General features: G+C 63.4%; 2 protein-coding genes (1 of these 2 only partly in view). Both read left to right on the top strand.

The features are described 5' to 3' along the window. Window positions 1-3443 carry the 3' portion of an amino acid adenylation domain-containing protein gene (locus WA225_RS22840; protein WP_422609732.1) on the top strand. Its footprint begins 9574 nt before the window's first position, so 3443 of the gene's 13017 nt are visible here — the last part of the coding sequence; its start codon lies off the left edge, out of view; the stop codon is at window positions 3441-3443. Then, a complete protein-coding gene (locus WA225_RS22835; RefSeq protein ID WP_422609731.1) occupies window positions 3440-21268 on the top strand; it encodes a non-ribosomal peptide synthase/polyketide synthase in 17829 nt (5942 codons plus the stop codon). Before WA225_RS22840 ends, WA225_RS22835 begins: the two co-directional genes overlap by 4 nt.

Below are 21268 nucleotides of genomic sequence, written 5' to 3'. Positions count from 1 at the left end.
CGCAGATCTGGTCGGACGTCTTGAACGTTGAACAGGTTGGCCGTCACGACAACTTCTTCGAACTGGGCGGGCATTCATTGCTGGCGGTGACGCTGATCGAACGCATGCGTCAGGCCGATCTGAGCAGCGACGTGCGCGTGCTGTTCAGCCAACCGACTCTGGCCGCGCTGGCGGCGGCGGTGGGCAGTGGTCGTGAAGTCGCAGTGCCGGACAATCTGATTGCCGCCGATTGCACGCACATCACCCCGGACATGCTGCCGCTGGTGCAACTGGATCAGGCGAGCATCGAGCGCATTGTCGCCACGGTGCCGGGTGGTGCGGCCAACGTGCAGGACATTTACCCGCTGGCGCCGTTGCAGGAAGGCATTCTGTATCACCACCTCAGCGCCGTGAAAGGCGATCCGTACCTGCTGCAATCGTGCCTGGCATTCGACAGCATCGAGCGGGTTCAAGCGTTCGCTGCAGCGTTGCGCCAAGTGATGACGCGCCACGACATCCTGCGCACGTCGATTGTCTGGCAAGGCCTCGCGGTGCCGGTGCAAGTGGTCTGGCGGCGTGCCGAGCTGCCGGTACAGGCCGTGACGCTGGAGCCCGCGCAGGGTCAAGCCATCGAGCAGTTGCGTGCACGCTTCGATGCGCGTCACTGCCGTCTGGAGCTGGATCAGGCGCCGTTGCTGCGTCTGGTGTATGCCCTCGATCCGGACAATCAGCGCGTGGTAGCCATGCTGTTGTTCCACCACATGGCCATGGACCACACCGCGCTGGCAGTGGTCAGCGCAGAAATGCAGGCGATTTTGCGCGGCGATGAACGATTGCCGGTGGCCGCCGTGCCGTACCGCAATTACGTGGCGCAGACCCGCCTTGGCGTCAGCGAACAAGAGCACGAAGCGTTCTTCCGCGAGATGCTCGGCGACATCGACGAGCCGACGCTGCCGTTCGGCCTGCAGGATGTCCACGGCGACGGTAACGACATCGAGGAAGTCTGCCAGGCGCTGCCTGCTGCGGTGGCGCAGCGTCTGCGCAGTCAGGCGCGGTTGCTCGGCGTGAGCGTCGCCAGTCTGTTCCATCTCGCCTGGGCGCATGTGCTGGCGGCAACGTCCGGTCAGGAACGCGTGGTCTTCGGCACGGTGCTGCTGGGCCGCATGCAGGGCGGCGCGGGCGCGGATCGCGGGTTGGGCCTGTTCATCAACACCTTGCCATTGCGCGTCGATGTCGACGAAACCGATGTGCGCGCTGGGGTCAAGGCGACCCATGCGCGGCTCAGTGCGCTGTTGGCTCACGAACATGCCTCGCTGGCGCTGGCCCAGCGTTGCAGCGGTGTCGCGGCGCCGTCGCCGCTGTTCAGCGCGATGCTCAATTACCGGCATAGCGACAGTGATGCTCAGCAAAATACCCAGCGTGAGGCTTGGCAGGGCATCGAATCCCTGGCCGGTGAGGAGCGCACCAACTACCCGCTGACCCTCAACGTCGATGATCTGGGCAGCGGTTTTCAACTGACGGTGATGACCCCGTCGCGCATGGGGGCGGCGCGCATCGGCCAGTACATGCAGAACGCGCTGAGCGCACTGGTTGAAGCGTTGGAACACACGTCACAGCAACCGTTGAACCGCCTGACGGTGCTGCCGGATGAGGAGCGACAGGCATTGCTGTTCGGCCTCAACGACACCGCCGTCGATTACGATGTGCAGCAGACGCTGCATGGCTTGTTCGAAGATCAGGTGCGGCGTACGCCACAGGCTGTGGCCCTCGTGATCGGCGAAGAGGCATTGAGCTACGATCAGTTGAACGAGCGCGCCAATCGCCTGGCCGGGCACTTGATCAGCCTCGGCGTGCAAGTGGATTCGCGGGTGGCAATCTGCGTCGAACGCAGCCTGGAAATGGTCATCGGCCTGCTGGCCATCAACAAGGCTGGCGCCGGTTATGTACCGCTGGATCCGAGCTATCCGCCGGAGCGTCTGGCCTACATGCTCGAGGACAGCGCGCCGGCCGTGGTGCTGGTACACGGCGCGACCCGCGCGCTGTTGGGAGAAATCTCGGCACCGATGGTCGATCTCGATCAGGACACCTGGCAATCCTTGTCCGCCGACAATCCGCAAATCCCGGCGCTAATGCCACAACACACGGCGTACGTGATCTACACCTCGGGCTCGACCGGCCAGCCCAAAGGCGTGGTCAACGAGCATGCCGGTGTGGTCAACCGCTTGCTGTGGATGCAGGACGCTTATCAACTGACGGCGGCCGACACTGTTTTGCAGAAAACCCCGTTCAGCTTTGACGTCTCGGTGTGGGAGTTCTTCTGGCCGCTGATGACCGGCGCGCGGCTGGTCATGGCGCGGCCCGGCGGGCACAAGGATCCGCAATACCTCAGCGAGGTGATCGAGCGTGAACACATCACCACGCTGCACTTTGTGCCGTCGATGCTCGACGTGTTCCTCGCCAACAGCGACACCACCCGCTGCGACAGCGTGCGGCAGGTGATGTGCAGTGGCGAGGCGTTGCCGGGCAGTGTGGTGCGGCGTTTCAAGCTTCAGTTAACGGGCAGCGCGTTGCATAACCTCTACGGCCCGACCGAAGCTGCCGTCGATGTCACCGCATGGGACTGCAGCGGATCCATCGAGCAAACCCCGGACAACACGCCGATCGGCAAACCGATCGCCAACACCCGGATGTACATCCTCAATGCGCAACAACAACCGGTGCCGCACGGCGTGGTCGGTGAGTTGTACATCGGCGGTGTGCAGGTGGCGCGCGGTTATCTGAACCGACCTGAGCTGAGTGCCGAGCGCTTCCTCGACGATCCGTTCCAGGCCAACGGGCGGATGTATCGCACCGGTGACGTCGCCCGCTATCTGGCGGACGGCAACATCGAGTACCTGGGCCGTAACGATGATCAGGTGAAGATTCGCGGCCTGCGTATTGAACTGGGCGAAATTCAGGCCGGCATTGCCCGGATCGAAGCCGTGCAGGAGGCGGTGGTGGTCGCCCGTGAAGACGTGCCCGGCGACAAACGTCTGGTCGCCTATTACACCGGTGAGCGGCTGGCAATCGACGTGCTGCGCAGTCATCTGCTCGAGCATTTGCCGGACTACATGGTGCCCGCCGTGTTCGTGCATCTCGACGCTTTGCCGCTGAGCCCCAACGGCAAGCTCGACCGCAAGGCGCTGCCGGCGCCGGATCAGCAATCACTGAAAACCCGCGAATACGAAGCGCCGGTCGGCGATGTCGAGATCACCCTGGCACGGCTCTGGGCCGAGTTGCTCAAAGTCGAACGGGTAGGGCGTCACGACCACTTCTTTGAACTGGGTGGTCACTCATTACTGGCGGTCAGTCTGATCGGCCGGTTACGTCAGGAAGGCATGGAAGCCGATGTCAGGGCGTTGTTCGAACAACCGACCCTGGCCGGCTACGCCGCAATTACCGAAAGAATGGAGATCGTCCTGTGAATGTGCTCGAACTGTTGGCAACCCTGAAGGCAAAAGACATTCAGTTGGCGCTGGCCGATGAGCAATTGCGCGTCAATGGCAACAAACAGGCGTTGAGCGACCCGGCGCTGCTGGCGGCGCTGCGCGAGCACAAACCGGCGCTGATCGAACTGATCAAGGCCGAACAGTACTCGGCCACCAAGGCCGGTCAGGTCGATGTGCCGGCCAACGGCATTCTTCCCGGCACCACGCACATCACGCCGGCGATGGTGACCCTGGCCGAAGTGGATCAGCCGACCCTTGATCGCTTGATCGCCGACGTCCCGGGCGGTGCCGCCAATGTGCAGGACCTCTATCCCTTGGCACCGTTGCAGGAAGGCATTCTCTATCACCACGCGAGCAGCGAGCAGGGCGATCCGTACGTCATGCAATCGTACTTTGCGTTCAGCAGTCGCGAGCGGTTGCAGGATTTCGCTCAAGCCTTGCAAAAGGTCATCGACCGCCACGACATTTTGCGCACGGCGGTGCATTGGGAAGGGCTGGACGTGCCGCTGCAAGTGGTCTGGCGCCAAGCGCAGCTGCCGATCGAAGAAGTCGTGGTGGACGGCAGCGAAAGCGCTGTGCTGCAGCAGTTGCACGAGCGCTTCGATGCGCGGCATTTCCGTCTCGACGTCAAACACGCGCCGATGATGCGTCTGGCCTACGCGTGGGATGAGGCCGGTCAGCGCGTGGTTGCGACGTTGCTGTTTCATCACATGGCGCTGGACCACTCGGCGCTCGACGTGGTGCGTCACGAACTGCTCGCCTGCCTTACCGGTCAGGGTGAATCGCTCGGGCGCCCGGTGCCGTTTCGCAATTACGTGGCGCAAGCGCGGCTGGGTATCAGCGAAGCCGAACACGAGGCGTTTTTCCGCGAGATGCTCGCTGACATTGCCGAGCCGACGCTGCCGTACGGTTTGCAAGACGTACAGGGTGACGGCCTCGGTATTGCCGAGCTGAGCCTGCCGATCAATCCGCTGCTCGGCCAGCGTCTGCGCGTGCAGGCGCGGCAGCTCGGCGTGAGCGCCGCGAGCCTGTTTCATCTGGGCTGGGCGCAGGTATTGGCCACGCTCACCGGTAAACACCGCGTGGTCTTCGGTACGGTGCTGATGGGGCGCATGCAGGGCGCCGAAGCCACCGAACGGGCGCTGGGAATCTTCATCAATACCTTGCCGCTGCGGGTCGATGTCGATACGCAAGGCGTGCGCGCGGCGGTGGAGGCGACCCACAAACGCCTGACCACGCTGATGCGCCACGAACATGCGCCACTGGCACTGGCCCAGCGTTGCAGCGGCGTAGTCGCACCGACGCCGTTGTTCAGTGCCTTGCTCAATTACCGTCACAGCCACACGGCGGCGACGGCCAGTGCCGAAACCCTCGCCGCGTGGCAAGGCATCAGCACGATCAGCTCCGAGGAACGCACCAACTATCCGCTGACCCTGAGCGTCGATGATTTCGGCGATACGTTCAGCCTGACGCTGCTGGCCACCACCGAGGTCGATCCACAGCGTATCTGCGATTACCTGCACTGCGCCCTGGAAAGTCTGGTGTTGGCACTGGAGCAGGCGCCCGACACCGCGATCAATCAATTGCCGATTCTGTCGGCGGCCGAGCGCGAGCAAGTGTTGGTGGCGTTCAATGCCAGCCACGCTGACTTCCCGGCAACGTTGACCATTGGCCAGCGGTTCGAGGCGCAGGCGGCGCAGCGGCCAGAGGCGCTGGCAGCACAGTTTCTGGATGAGCAACTGAGCTATGCCGAACTCAACCGGCAGGCCAACGCCTTGGCCCATCATCTGATCGCGCTGGGGGTGAAGCCCGACGATCGCGTCGCCATCGTCGCCCGCCGAGGCCTCGATACGCTGGTCGGGCTGGTGGCGATTCTCAAGGCGGGCGCCGCTTATATACCGGTCGACCCGGCGCATCCGGCCGAGCGTCTGTATTACTTGCTCAGCGACAGCGCCCCCGTTGCTGTGCTGACCCAAAACAATCTGCGTGAGCGCCTGCCAGCGCTGCAGGTGCCGGTGATCGATCTCGACCCGCGCACCTGGCCGCTGAGCGGAATCTGTGACCCGCACGTGCCGGGCCTGACCCCCGCGCACCTGGCCTACGTGATCTACACCTCCGGTTCCACCGGCCTGCCCAAAGGCGTAATGGTCGAACACCGCACCTTGTCGAATCTGGTCGATTGGCACTGCTCAGCGTTTGATCTGTGCGCCGGACGCCACACCTCAAGCCTTGCCGGCTTCGGTTTCGACGCCATGGCGTGGGAAGTCTGGCCGGCGTTGTGCGCCGGTGCGACCCTGCACCTGGCACCGACTCACGAAGGCACCGAGGACATCGATGCACTGCTCGCCTGGTGGCGCGCGCAGCCACTGGACGTGAGTTTCCTGCCAACGCCCGTGGCCGAATATGCCTTCAGCCAGAACCTCGAACACCCGACGTTGCGCACACTGTTGATCGGTGGCGACCGCTTGCGCCAGTTCAGCCGCAATCAGCAATTTGATGTGATCAACAACTACGGCCCGACCGAAGCCACCGTGGTCGCGACCTCTGGACGCATCGAGGCGGGCGACGCCTTGCACATCGGAAAACCGGTGGCCAACGCCACGGTGTACCTGCTCGATGAACAGCAGCGTCCGGTGCCGATTGGCGTCATGGGCGAGTTGTACGTTGGCGGCGCCGGGGTGGCGCGCGGTTATTTGAACCGCGCCGAACTGAGCGCCGAGCGCTTCCTCCACGACCCGTTCAGCGCATTGCCGAATGCGCGCATGTACCGCACTGGTGACCTCGCCCGCTGGCGCGCCGACGGCACGATCGACTATCTGGGGCGTAACGACGATCAGGTGAAAATCCGTGGCGTGCGCATCGAACTCGGCGAAATCGAAACCCGCCTCAATCAGTTGCCCGGCATTCAGGAAGCCGTGCTGCTGGCGCGCGAAGATGAACCCGGGCAACCGCGCCTGGTGGCTTACTTCACCGAGCAGAGCCAGGTCGAACCGCTGGCGGTGGCCGAGTTGCGCACGCACTTGTTGACCCAGTTGCCGGAGTACATGGTGCCGGTGGCCTTCGTCCGACTCGAGGCACTGCCGTTGACCGCCAATGGCAAAGTCGACCGCAAGGCCCTGCCCAAACCCGAGCGTGCGGCGCTGTTCACCCGCGAATACGAGGCGCCGCACAACGAGCTGGAAAGCGCCTTGGCGCAGATCTGGGCGCAGGTGCTGCAAGTCGAGCGAGTCGGGCGTCAGGACCATTTCTTTGAACTGGGCGGCCATTCGCTGTTGGCGATGCGCATGGTGTCCCAGGTTCGCCAGCACCTTGGCGTGGAACTGGCGCTGGGCGATCTGTTTGCCAACGCCGAATTGGCTGCGGTCGCCGAGGCAGTGGCGCAGGCCGGGCGCAGCACGCAACCGAAGATTGTTGCGGTGGCCCGAGACGGCGCCTTGCCGCTGTCGTTCGCGCAGCAACGCTTATGGTTTCTGGCGCAGATGGAAGGCGCCAACACCGCGTACAACATTGCCATCGGCCTGCGTTTGCGTGGGCAGTTGAATGAACCGGCCCTGCAACAAGCCCTGGCGCGCATCGTCGCGCGGCATGAAACCCTGCGCAGCCGTTTTGCCCAGTTCAATGATGAGGCGCAAGTGCTGATCGCCCCGGTCGACAGCGGTCTACTGTTGCGCGTTGAAGATTTGCGCCAGCACCCGCAACCCGAGGAAACCTTGCAGGCGCTGATTCAGGGCGAAGCCTCGGGGCCGTTCGATTTGCAGGACGATGCGCTGATTCGCGGGCGCTTGGTGCATCTGGCCGACGATCATCACGTGCTGTTGCTGACCCTGCACCACATCATCTCCGATGGCTGGTCGATGGGGGTTTTGACCCGCGAACTGATGGCGTTGTATCAGGCGTTCAGCCACGGTCAGCCGGATCCGCTGCCGCCCCTGGCGTTGCAATACAGCGATTACGCGGTGTGGCAACGGCGCTGGCTCAGTGGCGAGGTGTTGCAGCGTCAGAGCGAATACTGGCAGCAGACCCTGGCGGGGGCTCCGGCGCTGTTGCTGTTGCCGACCGATCGCGTGCGCCCGGCGCAGCAGGACTATGCCGGCAGCAGCGTCGACGTTGTGCTCGACGAGCGCTTGAGCGCCGGCCTCAAGGCGCTGGGGCAACGGCATGGCGTGACGTTGTACATGACGCTGATGAGCGCCTGGGCCATGCTGCTCAGTCGATTGTCCGGTCAGGCTGAGGTGGTCATCGGTTCGCCCGTGGCCAACCGCAACCGTGCCGAGATCGAAGATTTGATCGGCATGTTCGTCAACACACTGGCTATGCGCATCGACACCTCGGGCGAACTCAGCGTCGAAGCGCTGCTGGCCCGAGTCAAGGCGCTGACGCTCGCAGCGCAGGCGCATCAGGATCTGCCGTTCGAGCAGGTGGTGGAAATCATCCGGCCCATGCGCAGCCTGGCGCACAGTCCGGTGTTCCAGACGTTGCTGAGTTGGGACGGTCTGGCAGGCCCGGCACTGGCCCTCGGTGATTTGACGCTGGAAGGCGTGGCTGAGCCCAGTCACTTTGCCAAGTTCGATTTGTCGCTGAGCCTGGGTGAGTCCAACGGTGTGATCCGGGGTTCGCTGGAGTACGCCACCGCGTTGTTCGACGAAGCGACGGTGCTGCGTTTTGTCGGTTATTTCCAGCGTCTGCTGCAGGCGATGGTCGCCAATGAGCAAACGGTATTGGAGCACGCACCGCTGTTGGCGCAGGACGAACAGCAACGTTTGCTGGCCGAGTTCAATGCCACCGACGTCGATTACGATCTTGAACAGACGATTCATGCTCTGTTCGAGGCGCAAGTCGCGCGCACGCCGCTGGCGATTGCGTTGCAGAGTGACGCGCAACGTCTGAGTTTTGCCGAACTCAACGCCAGGGCCAATCAACTGGCGCAGCACTTGCGTGGCTTGGGGGTGCGACCGGATTCACGGGTGGCGATCTGCGTCGAGCGTGGTCTGGACATGGTCATCGGCCTGCTGGCGATCCTCAAGGCTGGCGGCGGTTACGTGCCGCTGGACCCGGCGTATCCGCTGGAACGTCTGGCCTACATGCTGGAGGACAGCGCGCCGCTGGCAGTACTGGTGCAGGGTTCGACCCGCCAACTGCTGGGTGACATTGCCGTACCGGTGATCGATCTGGATCAACCGCACTGGCAGTCGTTGCCAGCGTACAATCTGCCCGCCGCTGAGTTGACCCCGCAGCACACTGCCTATGTGATCTACACCTCGGGCTCGACCGGTCAGCCGAAGGGCGTGATCAATGAACACAGCGCGGTGGTCAACCGCTTGTTGTGGATGCAGGACGCTTATCAACTGACGGCGGCTGACACGGTGTTGCAGAAGACTCCGTTCAGCTTCGACGTGTCGGTGTGGGAATTTTTCTGGCCGCTGATGACCGGCGCACGTCTGGTCATGGCACAGCCCGGTGGACACAAGGACCCGCGGTATCTCAGCGAGATCATCGAGCAAGAACGGATTACCACGCTGCACTTCGTGCCATCGATGCTCGACGTGTTTCTTGCCCATGGCGACACCGAGCGCTGCTCGGAGCTGCGTCAGGTGATGTGCAGCGGTGAAGCGTTGCCGGGCAGTCTGGTGCGGCGGTTCAAACGGCAATTGCCGGGCAGCGCGTTGCACAACCTCTACGGCCCGACCGAAGCCGCCGTCGATGTCACCGCGTGGGATTGCGCCGGACCGATCGAGCAAACCCCGGACAACACGCCGATCGGCAAACCGATCGCCAACACCCGTATGTACATCCTCGACGGCCAGCAACAACCGGTGCCGCACGGCGTGGTCGGTGAGTTGTACATCGGCGGCGTGCAGGTGGCCCGTGGTTACCTCAACCGACCAGAGCTGAGCGCGGAACGCTTCCTCGATGATCCGTTCCAGGCCAATGGCCGTATGTACCGCACCGGTGACGTTGCCCGCTATCTGGCCGACGGCAATATCGAATACCTGGGCCGCAACGACGACCAGGTGAAAATCCGCGGCTTGCGCATCGAACTGGGCGAAATCCAGGCGCGCCTGACCCAGATCCATGGCGTACAGGAATCCGTGGTGCTGGCCCGCGAAGACGTGCCCGGCGACAAGCGTCTGGTCGCGTATTACACCGGGGAGCGGCTGGACATCGAAGTGCTGCGCAGCCATTTGCTGGAGCACTTGCCGGACTACATGGTGCCTGCGGTGTTCGTGCATCTTGATTCGCTGCCACTGAGTCCGAACGGCAAACTCGACCGCAAGGCACTGCCGGCGCCTGATCTGACAGCACTGACCACACGTGAATATGAAGCGCCGATTGGCGAGGTGGAAGTCGCTCTCGCGCAACTGTGGGCCGAATTGCTCAATGTCGAGCGGGTAGGTCGTCACGACCACTTCTTCGAACTGGGCGGGCACTCGCTGATGGCGGTGAATCTGGTGGCGAAAATGCGTCGTGCCGGTCTGAGCGCCGACATACGCGTGCTGTTCAACCAGCCGACACTGGCCGCGCTGGCTGCCGCTGTGGGTGGTGAGCCAGAGGCCGAAGTACCGGTCAATCGCATCACTGCCGATTGCACGCGCATCACCCCGGATCTGCTGCCGCTGGTGACGCTCGATCAAAAGACCCTTGACCGCATCGTCGCCAGCATCCCGGGCGGCGTGGCCAATGTGCAGGATATTTACCCGCTGGCGCCGCTGCAGACGGGCATTCTGTTCCATCACCTGTCGGCCGCTCAGGGCGACCCCTACGTATTGCAGGCGCAGTTTGCGTTTGCCGATGAACAGCGTCTGAACACCTTCACTGAAGCTCTGCAGAAGGTCATCCAGCGCCACGACATTCTGCGCACCTCGCTGTTCTGGGAAGGCCTCGCAGACCCGGTGCAAGTGGTTTGGCGCCAGGCGTCGCTGGTCTGCGAAGGTATTGCGCTGGAGGGCGCGAACGGCGACGCACTGGAGCAGTTGCGCAGTCGCTTCGATGCCGGTCACTACCGCATGGCCGTCAACCAGGCGCCGCTGATGCGCGTGGTCCACGCGTGGGACGCGATCAATCAGCGGGTTGTCGCTTTGTTGCTGTTCCATCATCTGGTGATGGACCACGTCGCGCTGGAGGTACTGCAACAGGAAATGCAGGCCTTCCTCAGCGGCCAGCCACAACGTCTGGCCGAGCCGGTGCCATACCGCAATTACGTGGCGCAGACCTTGACCGGAATGAGCGATCTGCAGCACGAAAGCTTCTTCCGCGACATGCTTGGCGATGTCGACGAGCCAACCTCGCCTTACGGCCAGGCCCCGGCACAGCAAGGGTTGGCTGAGCAGGCACGGTTGACCCTCGACCTCGGTCTGAGCCGCGACATCCGCCAGCAGGCGCGGCGTCTGGGTGTCAGCGCCGCGAGCCTGATGCACCTGGCCTGGGCGCAGGTGCTCGGGCAGTTGTCGGGCCGCGACGACGTGGTGTTCGGCACGGTATTGCTCGGGCGCTTGCAGGGCGGTGAGGGCGCCGAGCGTGCGCTCGGGGTGTTTATCAATACCTTGCCGCTGCGCATCGATCTGACCGCGCACACCGTCAAAGGCGCGGCCCTGGCCACCCATCAACGGCTGAGCCAATTGCTCCAGCACGAACATGCGCAACTGGCGCGTATCCAGCATTGCAGCGCGATGGCGCCGACCACGCCGCTGTTCAGCACTTTGTTCAACTATCGTCACGGGGCTGCGGCGCCAGCGAGTTCTACCGAGGCCGCAGCGGCCTGGCACGGCATGCAATTGCTGGAAGCCGAGGAACACAGTAACTATCGCCTGACCCTTAGCGTTGACGACCTCGGCGAAGGCTTCAGCCTCAGCGCATTGGTCGGTGCCGGCATCGACGCGCGGCGTACTTGCGATTACCTGCAATGTGCCTTGCACAGCCTTGTGCAAGCGCTGGAACACGCACCGCATCAAGGCTTCGAGCGCTTGTCGATCCTGTCGGCCGCAGAGCGCGAACAGCTGTTGATCGGCTTTAATGCCACCCACGCCGATTTCCCTCAGGGGCTGACGATCGGCCAGCGTTTCGAGCAGCAAGTGGCTGAGCGACCGCACGCGCTGGCGGCGATTTTTGCAGGCGCGAGCTTGAGTTACGCCGAACTCGACCAGCAGGCCAACGCCTTGGCGCATCATCTGATCGAAGCGGGTGTGCGGCCTGATGATCGTGTGGCCATCATTGCCCGTCGCGGGCTCGATACGCTGGTCGGACTGGTGGCGATTCTCAAGGCGGGCGCCGGTTATGTGCCGCTGGATCCGGCGCATCCAGCGGAGCGCCTGAACTATCTGCTGGAGGACAGTGCACCGGTTGCGGTGTTGACCCAAAGCGCACTGCGCGCACGCCTTCCGGTGCTGCAAGTGCCGGTGATCGATCTCGATTTGCGTCAGTGGTCGAGCGGCAGAATGGATACTCCGTCAGTGCCCGCGCTGACACCGCAGCACTTGGCGTATGTGATCTATACCTCTGGTTCCACCGGGCTGCCCAAAGGCGTGATGGTCGAGCACCGCACCCTGAGCAATCTGGTCGATTGGCATTGTGCGGCGTTCGATCTGCGCGCCGGTAGCCACACCTCAAGCCTGGCCGGGTTCGGTTTCGACGCCATGGCCTGGGAAGTCTGGCCGGCGTTGTGCATCGGCGCGACGCTGCATCTGGCGCCGGCCCACGACGGCAACGAGGACATCGATGCGCTGCTCGACTGGTGGCGCGCGCAGCCGCTGGACGTGAGTTTCCTGCCGACCCCGGTGGCCGAGTACGCCTTCAGCCAGGAGCAAGTGCATCCAACCCTGAAAACCCTGTTGATCGGCGGCGATCGCCTGCGCCAGTTCAACCGCAATCAGTCCTTCAAGGTGATCAACAACTACGGTCCGACCGAGGCCACTGTGGTCGCCACGTCCGGGTTGATCGAGGCAGGGCAAGTGCTGCACATCGGCAAACCGGTGAGCAATGCCAGTGTTTATCTGCTGGATGAGCAACAGCGTCCGGTGCCACTGGGAGTGATGGGCGAGTTATACGTTGGCGGTGCCGGCGTCGCCCGTGGCTACTTGAACCGCCCGCAAATGACCACCGAGCGTTTTCTGCACGACCCGTTCAGCCCATTGCCGAACGCGCGGATGTATCGCACCGGCGACCTTGCGCGCTGGCGCGAGGACGGCACGCTCGACTACCTGGGGCGCAATGACGATCAGGTAAAAATCCGTGGCGTGCGCATCGAACTCGGCGAAATCGAGACCTGCCTCAATCAGTTGCCAGGGATTCAGGAAGCCGTGCTGCTGGCCCGTGAAGATCAACCCGGCCAGCCGCGACTGGTGGCGTATTTCATCGAGGCGGCGCCAGCCGAGGCGCTGAGCGTCGGACAAATACGTGCGCATCTAGCGGAGCAACTGCCGGAGTACATGCTGCCGGCCGCTTTTGTCCGGCTCGACGCCTTACCGCTGACGGCCAACGGCAAAGTCGACCGCAAGGCTTTGCCGAAACCGGATCTGGCCGCGTTGTTCACCCGTGACTACGCCGCGCCGCAGGGCGAGACCGAAACTACGCTGGCGCAGATCTGGGCCGAGGTGCTGCAGGTCGAACGGGTGGGGCGCCATGATCATTTCTTCGAACTCGGCGGGCATTCATTATTGGCGATGCGCATGGTTGCGCAGGTCCGGCAACAGTTGGGGTTGGAGCTGGCGTTGGCGGATCTGTTCGCCAATGCCGAACTGGCGGCGGTCGCTGAGTGCCTGGCGGGTGCCGAGCGCAGCACCCAGCCGTCGATTGTGCCGGTAACGCGTGACGGCACCTTGTCCTTCGCCCAGCAACGCCTGTGGTTCCTGGCGCAAATGGCGGGCGGCAACTCGGCGTACAACATCCCCATCGCCCTGCGCCTGCGTGGCCGACTCGACATCGATGCGCTGCAAGCGGCGCTCGCGCGCATTGTGGCCCGCCACGAAACCCTGCGCAGCCGCTTCATTAGTCGCGATGACGCTGCGCAGGTGACGATTGCGCCGGTCGACAGCGGCCTGCTGCTGCGTGTTGAAGATCTGTGTCAACAGCCTCAGGCCGAGGACACCTTGCAGAGGTTGATGGAGCAGGCGGCCTCGACAGCGTTTGATCTGCAGAACGATTCGCTGATTCGCGGAAAGCTGGTGCGTCTGGCCGGCGATCACCATGTGCTGTTGCTGACCGTACACCACATCGTCGCCGACGGTTGGTCGATGGGCGTGCTGACCCGCGAATTGATGGCGTTGTATCAGGCGTTCAGCCAGGGCCAGCCCGATCCGCTGCCAGCGCTGGCGCTGCAATACGGCGACTATGCGGTGTGGCAACGGCGCTGGCTCAGCGGTGACGTGCTGCACCGGCAAAGCGAATACTGGCAACAGACCCTCGACGGTGCGCCGGCGTTGTTGACGCTGCCCACCGATCGCCCGCGCCCGGAGCATCAGGATTATGCCGGCAGCAACCTCGAAGTGGTGCTGGACCCACATCTGAGTGCCGGACTCAAAGTCCTGAGCCAGCGGCATGGCGTGACCCTGTTCATGACCCTGACGAGTGCCTGGGCATTGCTGATGAGTCGTCTGTCCGGGCAGGCCGATGTGGTGATCGGCTCGCCGGTGGCCAACCGCTCTCGCGCGGAAATCGAAGGCTTGATCGGCATGTTCGTCAACACCCTGGCGCTGCGCATCGATACCTCGGGCGAGCCGAGTGTCGAAACGCTGCTGGCCCGGGTCAAGGCGCGGACACTGGAGGCGCAGGCGCATCAGGACTTGCCGTTCGAACAGGTGGTGGAAATCGCCCGACCGTCGCGCAGCCTGGCGCACAGCCCGCTGTTCCAGACCACATTGAGCTGGGACAGTCACGGCGGCCCGCAACTGGCGCTGGGCGAGCTGACACTGGAAGCGGTGGCCGGCGCGGACGAGGTCGCCAAGTTCGACCTGACGCTGACCCTGGGCGAAGTCAACGGTGTGATTCGCGGCTCGCTGAACTACGCCTCGGCGCTGTTTGACGAATCGACCATCCGCCGCTTTGTCGGCTATTTCCAGCGGCTGCTGCAAGCGATGGTCGGCAATGATCACGCAGTCCTTGAACACCTGCCGTTACTGGCGGCGGATGAGCGTCAGCGCTTGCTCGTCGACTTCAACGCCACCGCGCGCGATTACCCGCAGACTCTGACCGTGCACGGGATTTTCCAACAACAAGCGGCGGCGCATCCAAAGGCTGTGGCGGCGGTGCATGGCGCGCAATCGCTGAGCTATTTCGAACTGAACGCGCAGGCCAATCGCCTGGCTCATCACCTGATCGGCCAAGGTGTGCAACCGGGGGATCACGTAGCGATCCTGTTGCCACGTTCGCTGGAACTACTGGTCGCACAACTGGCGATTGCCAAGTGCGCGGCGGCCTATGTACCGCTGGACATCCATGCGCCGAGCGAGCGTCAGGCGTTCATGGTAGAGGACTGTCGGGCGGCCGCGCTGCTGACCCTGAGCGGCGAAGTCATCGATTACGCCGCGCCGCGTATCGATCTGGACAGGCTGACCCTCAGCGGGCAACCGACGCATAACCCCAATCTTGTGCAGTCCTCGGAGTCGCTGGCGTACATCATGTACACCTCCGGTTCCACCGGCACGCCTAAGGGGGTGATGGTGCCGCACCGTGGCATCGGCCGTTTGCTGCTCAATAACGGTTACGCCGATTTCAATGCGCAGGATCGCGTGGTGTTCGCCTCGAATCCGGCGTTCGACGCCAGCACCATGGACATTTGGGGGCCGTTGCTCAACGGTGGGCGCGTGGTGATCATCGACCATCAGACCCTGCTGGATCCGCAGGCCTTTGGCCGTGAACTGAATGCCAGTGGCGCGACGATACTGTTCGTCACCACAGCGCTGTTCAACCAGTACGTGCAACTTATCCCGCAAGCGCTCAAAGGGCTGCGCATTCTGCTCTGTGGTGGCGAGCGCGGTGATCCGGCGGCGTTCCGCACGCTGCTGGTCGAGGCGCCGCAACTGCGCGTCGTGCATTGCTATGGCCCGACCGAAACCACCACCTACGCCACGACGTTCGAAGTGCGGGAGGTGGCGGAAAATGCCGACAGCGTGCCGATCGGTGGGCCGATTTCCAACACCCAGGTCTATGTACTCGATGCGCATCAGCAACCAGTGCCGATGGGCGTGACCGGTGAGCTGTATATCGGCGGGCAGGGCGTGGCACTGGGTTATCTGAACCGAGCCGATCTGACCGCCGAAAAATTCCTCCGTGATCCGTTCAGCGATAAACCCGGCGCGTTGCTGTATCGCACCGGCGACCTCGCGCGCTGGCTGGCGCCGGGGCAACTCGATTGCGTCGGGCGCAACGACGATCAGGTGAAAATCCGTGGTTTCCGTATCGAGCTAGGTGAGATCGAAAGCCGTTTGCTCAACTGCGCGGGTATCAGGGAAGCCGTGGTGCTGGCGCGCCGCGACGCTCAGGAAACCCCGCGTCTGGTCGCCTATTACACCGCGCACGCAGGGCAACTCGACAGCACCGAATTGCACGCGCAACTGTCGGCGCGCTTGCCGGAGTACATGGTGCCGACGGCGTGGGTGCAACTGGAAGCGTTGCCGCTGAACAACAACGGCAAGATCGACCGCAAGGCACTGCCGGCACCGACCCAGACCGCCATGCTCAGCCGGGTCTACGTGGCGCCCGTCACGATGCTGGAGGAAAACCTGGCGCGCATCTGGGCCGGGTTGTTGCAGGTCGAGCAGGTGGGACGACACGATAATTTCTTCGAGTTGGGCGGTCATTCATTGCTGGCGATGCGCATGCTGTCGCAGGTTCGCCAACAGCTGGATGTGGAGCTGACACTGGCGGAGTTGTTCGCCAATCCTGAGTTGGCGGCCGTGGCGCAGGTATTGAGCCGGGCCGCACGCAGCACGTTGCCGGTGATTGTGCCGGCACCGCGTGAGCAAGCACTGCCGTTGTCGTTTGCGCAACAGCGCCTGTGGTTCCTGGCGCAAATGGACGGTGGCAACACGGCGTACAACATTCCGCTGGGCCTGCGTCTGCGCGGGCGGCTGGATGAAGACGCGCTGCAACGGGCACTGGCGCGCATTGTCGAGCGCCACGAAACCCTGCGCAGCCGCTTCACCCAAATCGACGATCAAGCGCAGGTGCTGATCGTGCCGGCCGAGGCCGCGCTGTTGCTACAGGTTGAAGATTTGCGCCAGCACCCGCAGGCCGATAATGCTTTGCGTGGGCTGATCGAAGAGCAAGCCGGCGCACCGTTCAATCTTGCTCGCGATTCGCTGATTCGCGGACGTCTGGTGCGTTTGGCCGACGATCACCACGTGCTGTTGCTGACGCTGCATCACATCATCTCCGATGGCTGGTCGATGGGTGTGCTGACCCGTGAGTTGGCGGCGTTGTATCAAGCGTTCAGCCATGACCAGCAAGACCCGCTGCCCGCGCTGACGCTGCAGTACAGCGATTACGCGGTGTGGCAACGCCGCTGGCTCAGCGGCGAGGTGCTGCAACGGCAGAGCGATTACTGGCAGCAGAACCTCGCTGGCGCCCCTGCGTTGCTGACCCTGCCGACCGATCGTCCGCGTCCGGCGCAACAGGACTTTGCCGGCAGCCATATCGATGTGGTGCTGGGCGCGCCGCTGAGTCGCGGACTCAAAGCGCTGTGCCAACGTCGCGCGGTGACGCCGTACATGGTGATCTTGAGTGCCTGGGCGATGCTGCTCAGTCGCTTGTCCGGGCAGACCGACGTGGTCATCGGCTCGCCGGTGGCCAATCGTACCCGCGCCGAGATCGAAGGCTTGATCGGCATGTTCGTCAACACCCTGGCCCTGCGCATCGATACGTCGGGCGCACTCAGCGGCGAAGCGTTGCTGGCGCGGGTCAAGGCGCAAACCCTGGCGGCGCAGGCGCATCAGGATCTGCCGTTCGAGCACGTGGTGGACATCAGCAAACCGCTGCGCAGTCTGGCTCACAGCGCGCTGTTCCAGACACTGTTGAGCTGGGACAACAATGACGGCCCGAGCCTGCAACTCGGTGACCTGACCTTGGAAGGCGTGGCGGGGGAAAGCCACTTTGTGAAGTTCGACCTGTCGCTGAGTCTCGGCGACAGCGCCGATGGTGTTCGCGGTTCGCTGCGTTATGCCACGGCGTTGTTCGATGAGTCGACGGTGCGGCGTTTTGTCGGTTACTTCCAGCGCTTGCTGGCCGCGTTGGTGAGCGATGAAAAAAAGCTGCTGGAACAGGTGCCGTTGCTGGCGCAGGACGAGCGTCAGTGCCTGTTGCACGACTTCAACGCCAGCGAAGTCGATTGCCCACTGGAACAGCCGTTGCACTGCTTGTTTGAAGCGCAGGTACGGGCTAAACCCGAAGCCATCGCCGTGCAGTCCGAAGCCGGGTGCCTCACCTATCGCGAACTCAATGCACGGGCCAATCAACTGGCTCATCACTTGCGCGAACAGGGTGTGCAGCCGGATTCGCGCGTGGCGATTTGCCTTGAGCGCGGGCTGGATCTGGTGGTCGGTCTGCTCGGCATTCTCAAAGCGGGCGGTGCCTATGTGCCGCTGGATCCGGGATATCCGGCGGAACGTCTGGCCTATATGCTCACGGACAGCGCGCCGGTCGCGGTGTTGGTACAAGCGGCGACGCGTTCGCTGTTCGCCGCGCCTGTAACGACCTTGATCGACCTCGATCAAGGTCATTGGCAACAGCTGCCTGATCATGATTTGCCGGTACCGGGCCTGAGCGCCGCGAACCTCGCCTACATGATCTACACCTCCGGCTCCACCGGCCTGCCGAAAGGCGTGATGATCGAGCATCGCAGCGCCTGCAACATGGTGCATTGGGGCTCGCAGATCAGCGCGCCGACCGAGCATGGCGCCCTGCTGCAAAAAGCCCCGTTCAGTTTCGACAGTTCGGTGTGGGAGATCTTCTGGCCGCTGTGTTCCGGCCTGCGTCTGGTGCTGGCACGGGCCGATGGCAACCGCGATTCGGCGTATGTGGTGCAGGCGATTCGCGAGCACCAAGTGACGGTGGTCAAGTTCGTGCCGGCGCTGCTGCAGGATTTCATCGAACAGGCCGATGTCAGCCAGTGCACCAGCCTCACCGATGTGCTCAACGGTGGCGGCGAACTCACTGCCGCGCTGGTGCGTCAGGTGCGCGATCGCCTGCCGTGGGTGCGTTTGCACAACGTGTACGGCCCGACTGAAACCACAGTTGACAGCACCGGCTGGACGCTTGAACCGGATCAACCGGTGCCGCACAGCGTGGTGCCGATCGGCCAGGCGCTGAGCAACACGCGCTTGTACGTGCTCGATGCTTACGATCAACCGGTGCCGCAGGGTGTCAGCGGCCAGTTGCACATTGGCGGTGTGGGCGTGGCACGCGGTTATCACGGACTGCCCGACATGCAGGCCGAGCGTTTTATCGACAGTCCGTTCGTGCCGGGCGATCGCCTGTACCGTACCGGCGATCTGGCGCGCTACAACAACGACGGCGATCTGGAATTCCTCGGACGCAACGACTTCCAGATCAAGCTGCGCGGCTTGCGCCTGGAACCTGGCGAAATCGAAGCGCGGCTGATCGAACATCCCGCGATCCGCGAAGCGGTGGTCATGGTGCGCGATGAACGCTTGGTGGCCTGGTACACGTTGCGTGCAGGGATCGAAACGCCAAACCTGGAGGTCTTGCGGGCCCATGTGCTTGAGCGTTTGCCGGAGTACATGGTGCCCGGCGCCTACGTGTTGCTCGACGCATTGCCGCTGACCCCCAACGACAAGGTCGACCGCAAGGCCTTGCCGGAGCCGGGGGCAGACGCGGTGATCAACCGCCCTTATGTGGCGCCGCAAGGCGAGGTGGAAACTGCGATGGCGCGTATCTGGGCCGAAGTGCTCAACGTTGAGCAAGTCGGGCGTCATGACAACTTCTTCGAACTGGGTGGGCATTCGTTGCTCGCGGTGCGACTGGTGAGTTTGATGCAGCGCGGCGGATTGCAGATATCACTGGCCCAGTTGTTCCAGCATCCGAACATCGAGTCGGCGGCGGCGTTGCTCGCTCAGGACGAAATCGCTGGACTGCCGGAGGGGCTTGTCGTGGTGCGTGCCGGGGATATCGGCACGCCGCTGTTCCTGGTGCATGAGTTCAGTGGCCGCGACGTGTATTTCCCGACGCTGGCGCAGCACATTGGCGGCGAGTTTGCGATTTATGGCCTGCCCGGCGTGCCGCTGGGTCAGCCACAGCTACGCACAATCGAATGCATGGCCAGGCGGATGGCCGGAATCATCCGTTTGGTGCAGCCACACGGGCCGTATCGTCTGGCGGGCTGGTCGTTCGGCGGGGTGCTGGCGCATGAAGTTGCCCAGCAATTGCTGGGTCAGGATCAAACGGTGGACTTCATCGGCATGCTCGACAGCTACGCGCCCAACTCGCTCGCTCAGGACAAGGCGATGTGGAGTGGCAAGGATCTCGACAAGCGCCAGTTGCTCGGGCATTGCCGGGGGCGTGCGCTGATGCTCGGTGCCGAAGGCACCAACGCGTTGGCGTCGGTCGAGGCGCTGGAAGCCGAGATTGAACAACTGGATTTCCACGCGCTGTTCCAGCGTTGCCAGGTGCAGCAACTGACCGATCCGGAACTGGCCACGGTCAGCGCGGCCGATGCCTGGCATTACTTCGATCGCGAGGCGGCGCATCGCTTGGCCTTGGCGCATTACCGGGTCAGCCCGGCCAGCCAGACGATTCATCTGTTCCGCGCCCAGGCGCTGATGGACGGGCAGTCTGTGCCAAGTCCGACACGCGGTTGGGAAGAGCGCTTCGACAGCCGTCTGTTGCAGTGCATCGACATCCCCGGCGATCACCGCACCATGATGAAAAATCCGCATATTCAGGCGTTGGCGCAGGCCATCACTCAGGCACTTGAGGCCCTGGTCGCGCCCGCCACGGCGGTGTATCAGCCGCTGCTGACGATCCAGAGCGGGCACCTTGGGCATGCGCCGATTTTCTGTGTGCCGGGGGCGGGCGACAGTGTCACCGGGTTCATTCATCTGACCGAAGCGATCGGGCCGGAGTGGCCGATCATCGGCCTGCAACCGCGCGGACTGGACGGCAGCAGTGTGCCGCACAGTCAGGTCGAAGCTGCTGCTGCGTTCTACCTGCAAGCCATCGCGCAGGTTTATCCGCAAGGCCCAGTGCACCTGATCGGCCATTCCTTTGGCGGTTGGGTCGCGCATGCCATGGCAGCGCAGTTGCAAGCGGTCGGCCGCGAGGTGGCTTCGTTGACGTTGATCGACAGCGAGGCGCCGGGCAGCAACGGTACGGCGGGCAAACCGTACACCGGCACGGCGGCGCTGGAACGCTTGATCGACACCCTGCAACTGTCCAGTGGCAAGTCGCTGGAGATTGATCTACAGGTGTTCGCCGACGCTGATGACGCCACGCAAATGCGCTTGTTGCATGCCGGCATGGTGCACGCCGGCGTGCTGTCGGAGCGCGCCGCGCCTGATGCGATGCACGGCCCGGTCCGCACCTTCGCCACAGCGCTGCGCACGGTCTATCAACCGCAACTGGCCTACACCGGCCCCGTGCGGCTGGCGCTGGTCGATGACCCGACGCTGGATGCGTGGGGCAATCAGCGCGAGCAGGCGGCGATGGTTGAAGGCTGGCAGCGTCAGGTGACGGATCTGGCGGTGTGGTACGGCCCGGGCAACCACTTCACGATTCTCAAGACGCCCAACGTCTTCAGTCTTGCGGCGTGGTGGCATGACGGCCTGAAAGTGCCTACCGGCCAAGTGCTGTCCTGA

The organism is Pseudomonas sp. (assembly GCF_049300855.1).
Lineage (GTDB): Bacteria > Pseudomonadota > Gammaproteobacteria > Pseudomonadales > Pseudomonadaceae > Aquipseudomonas.
Note: the sequence above shows the minus strand (reverse complement) of the source record. Positions and strands in the feature narration are given on the sequence as shown.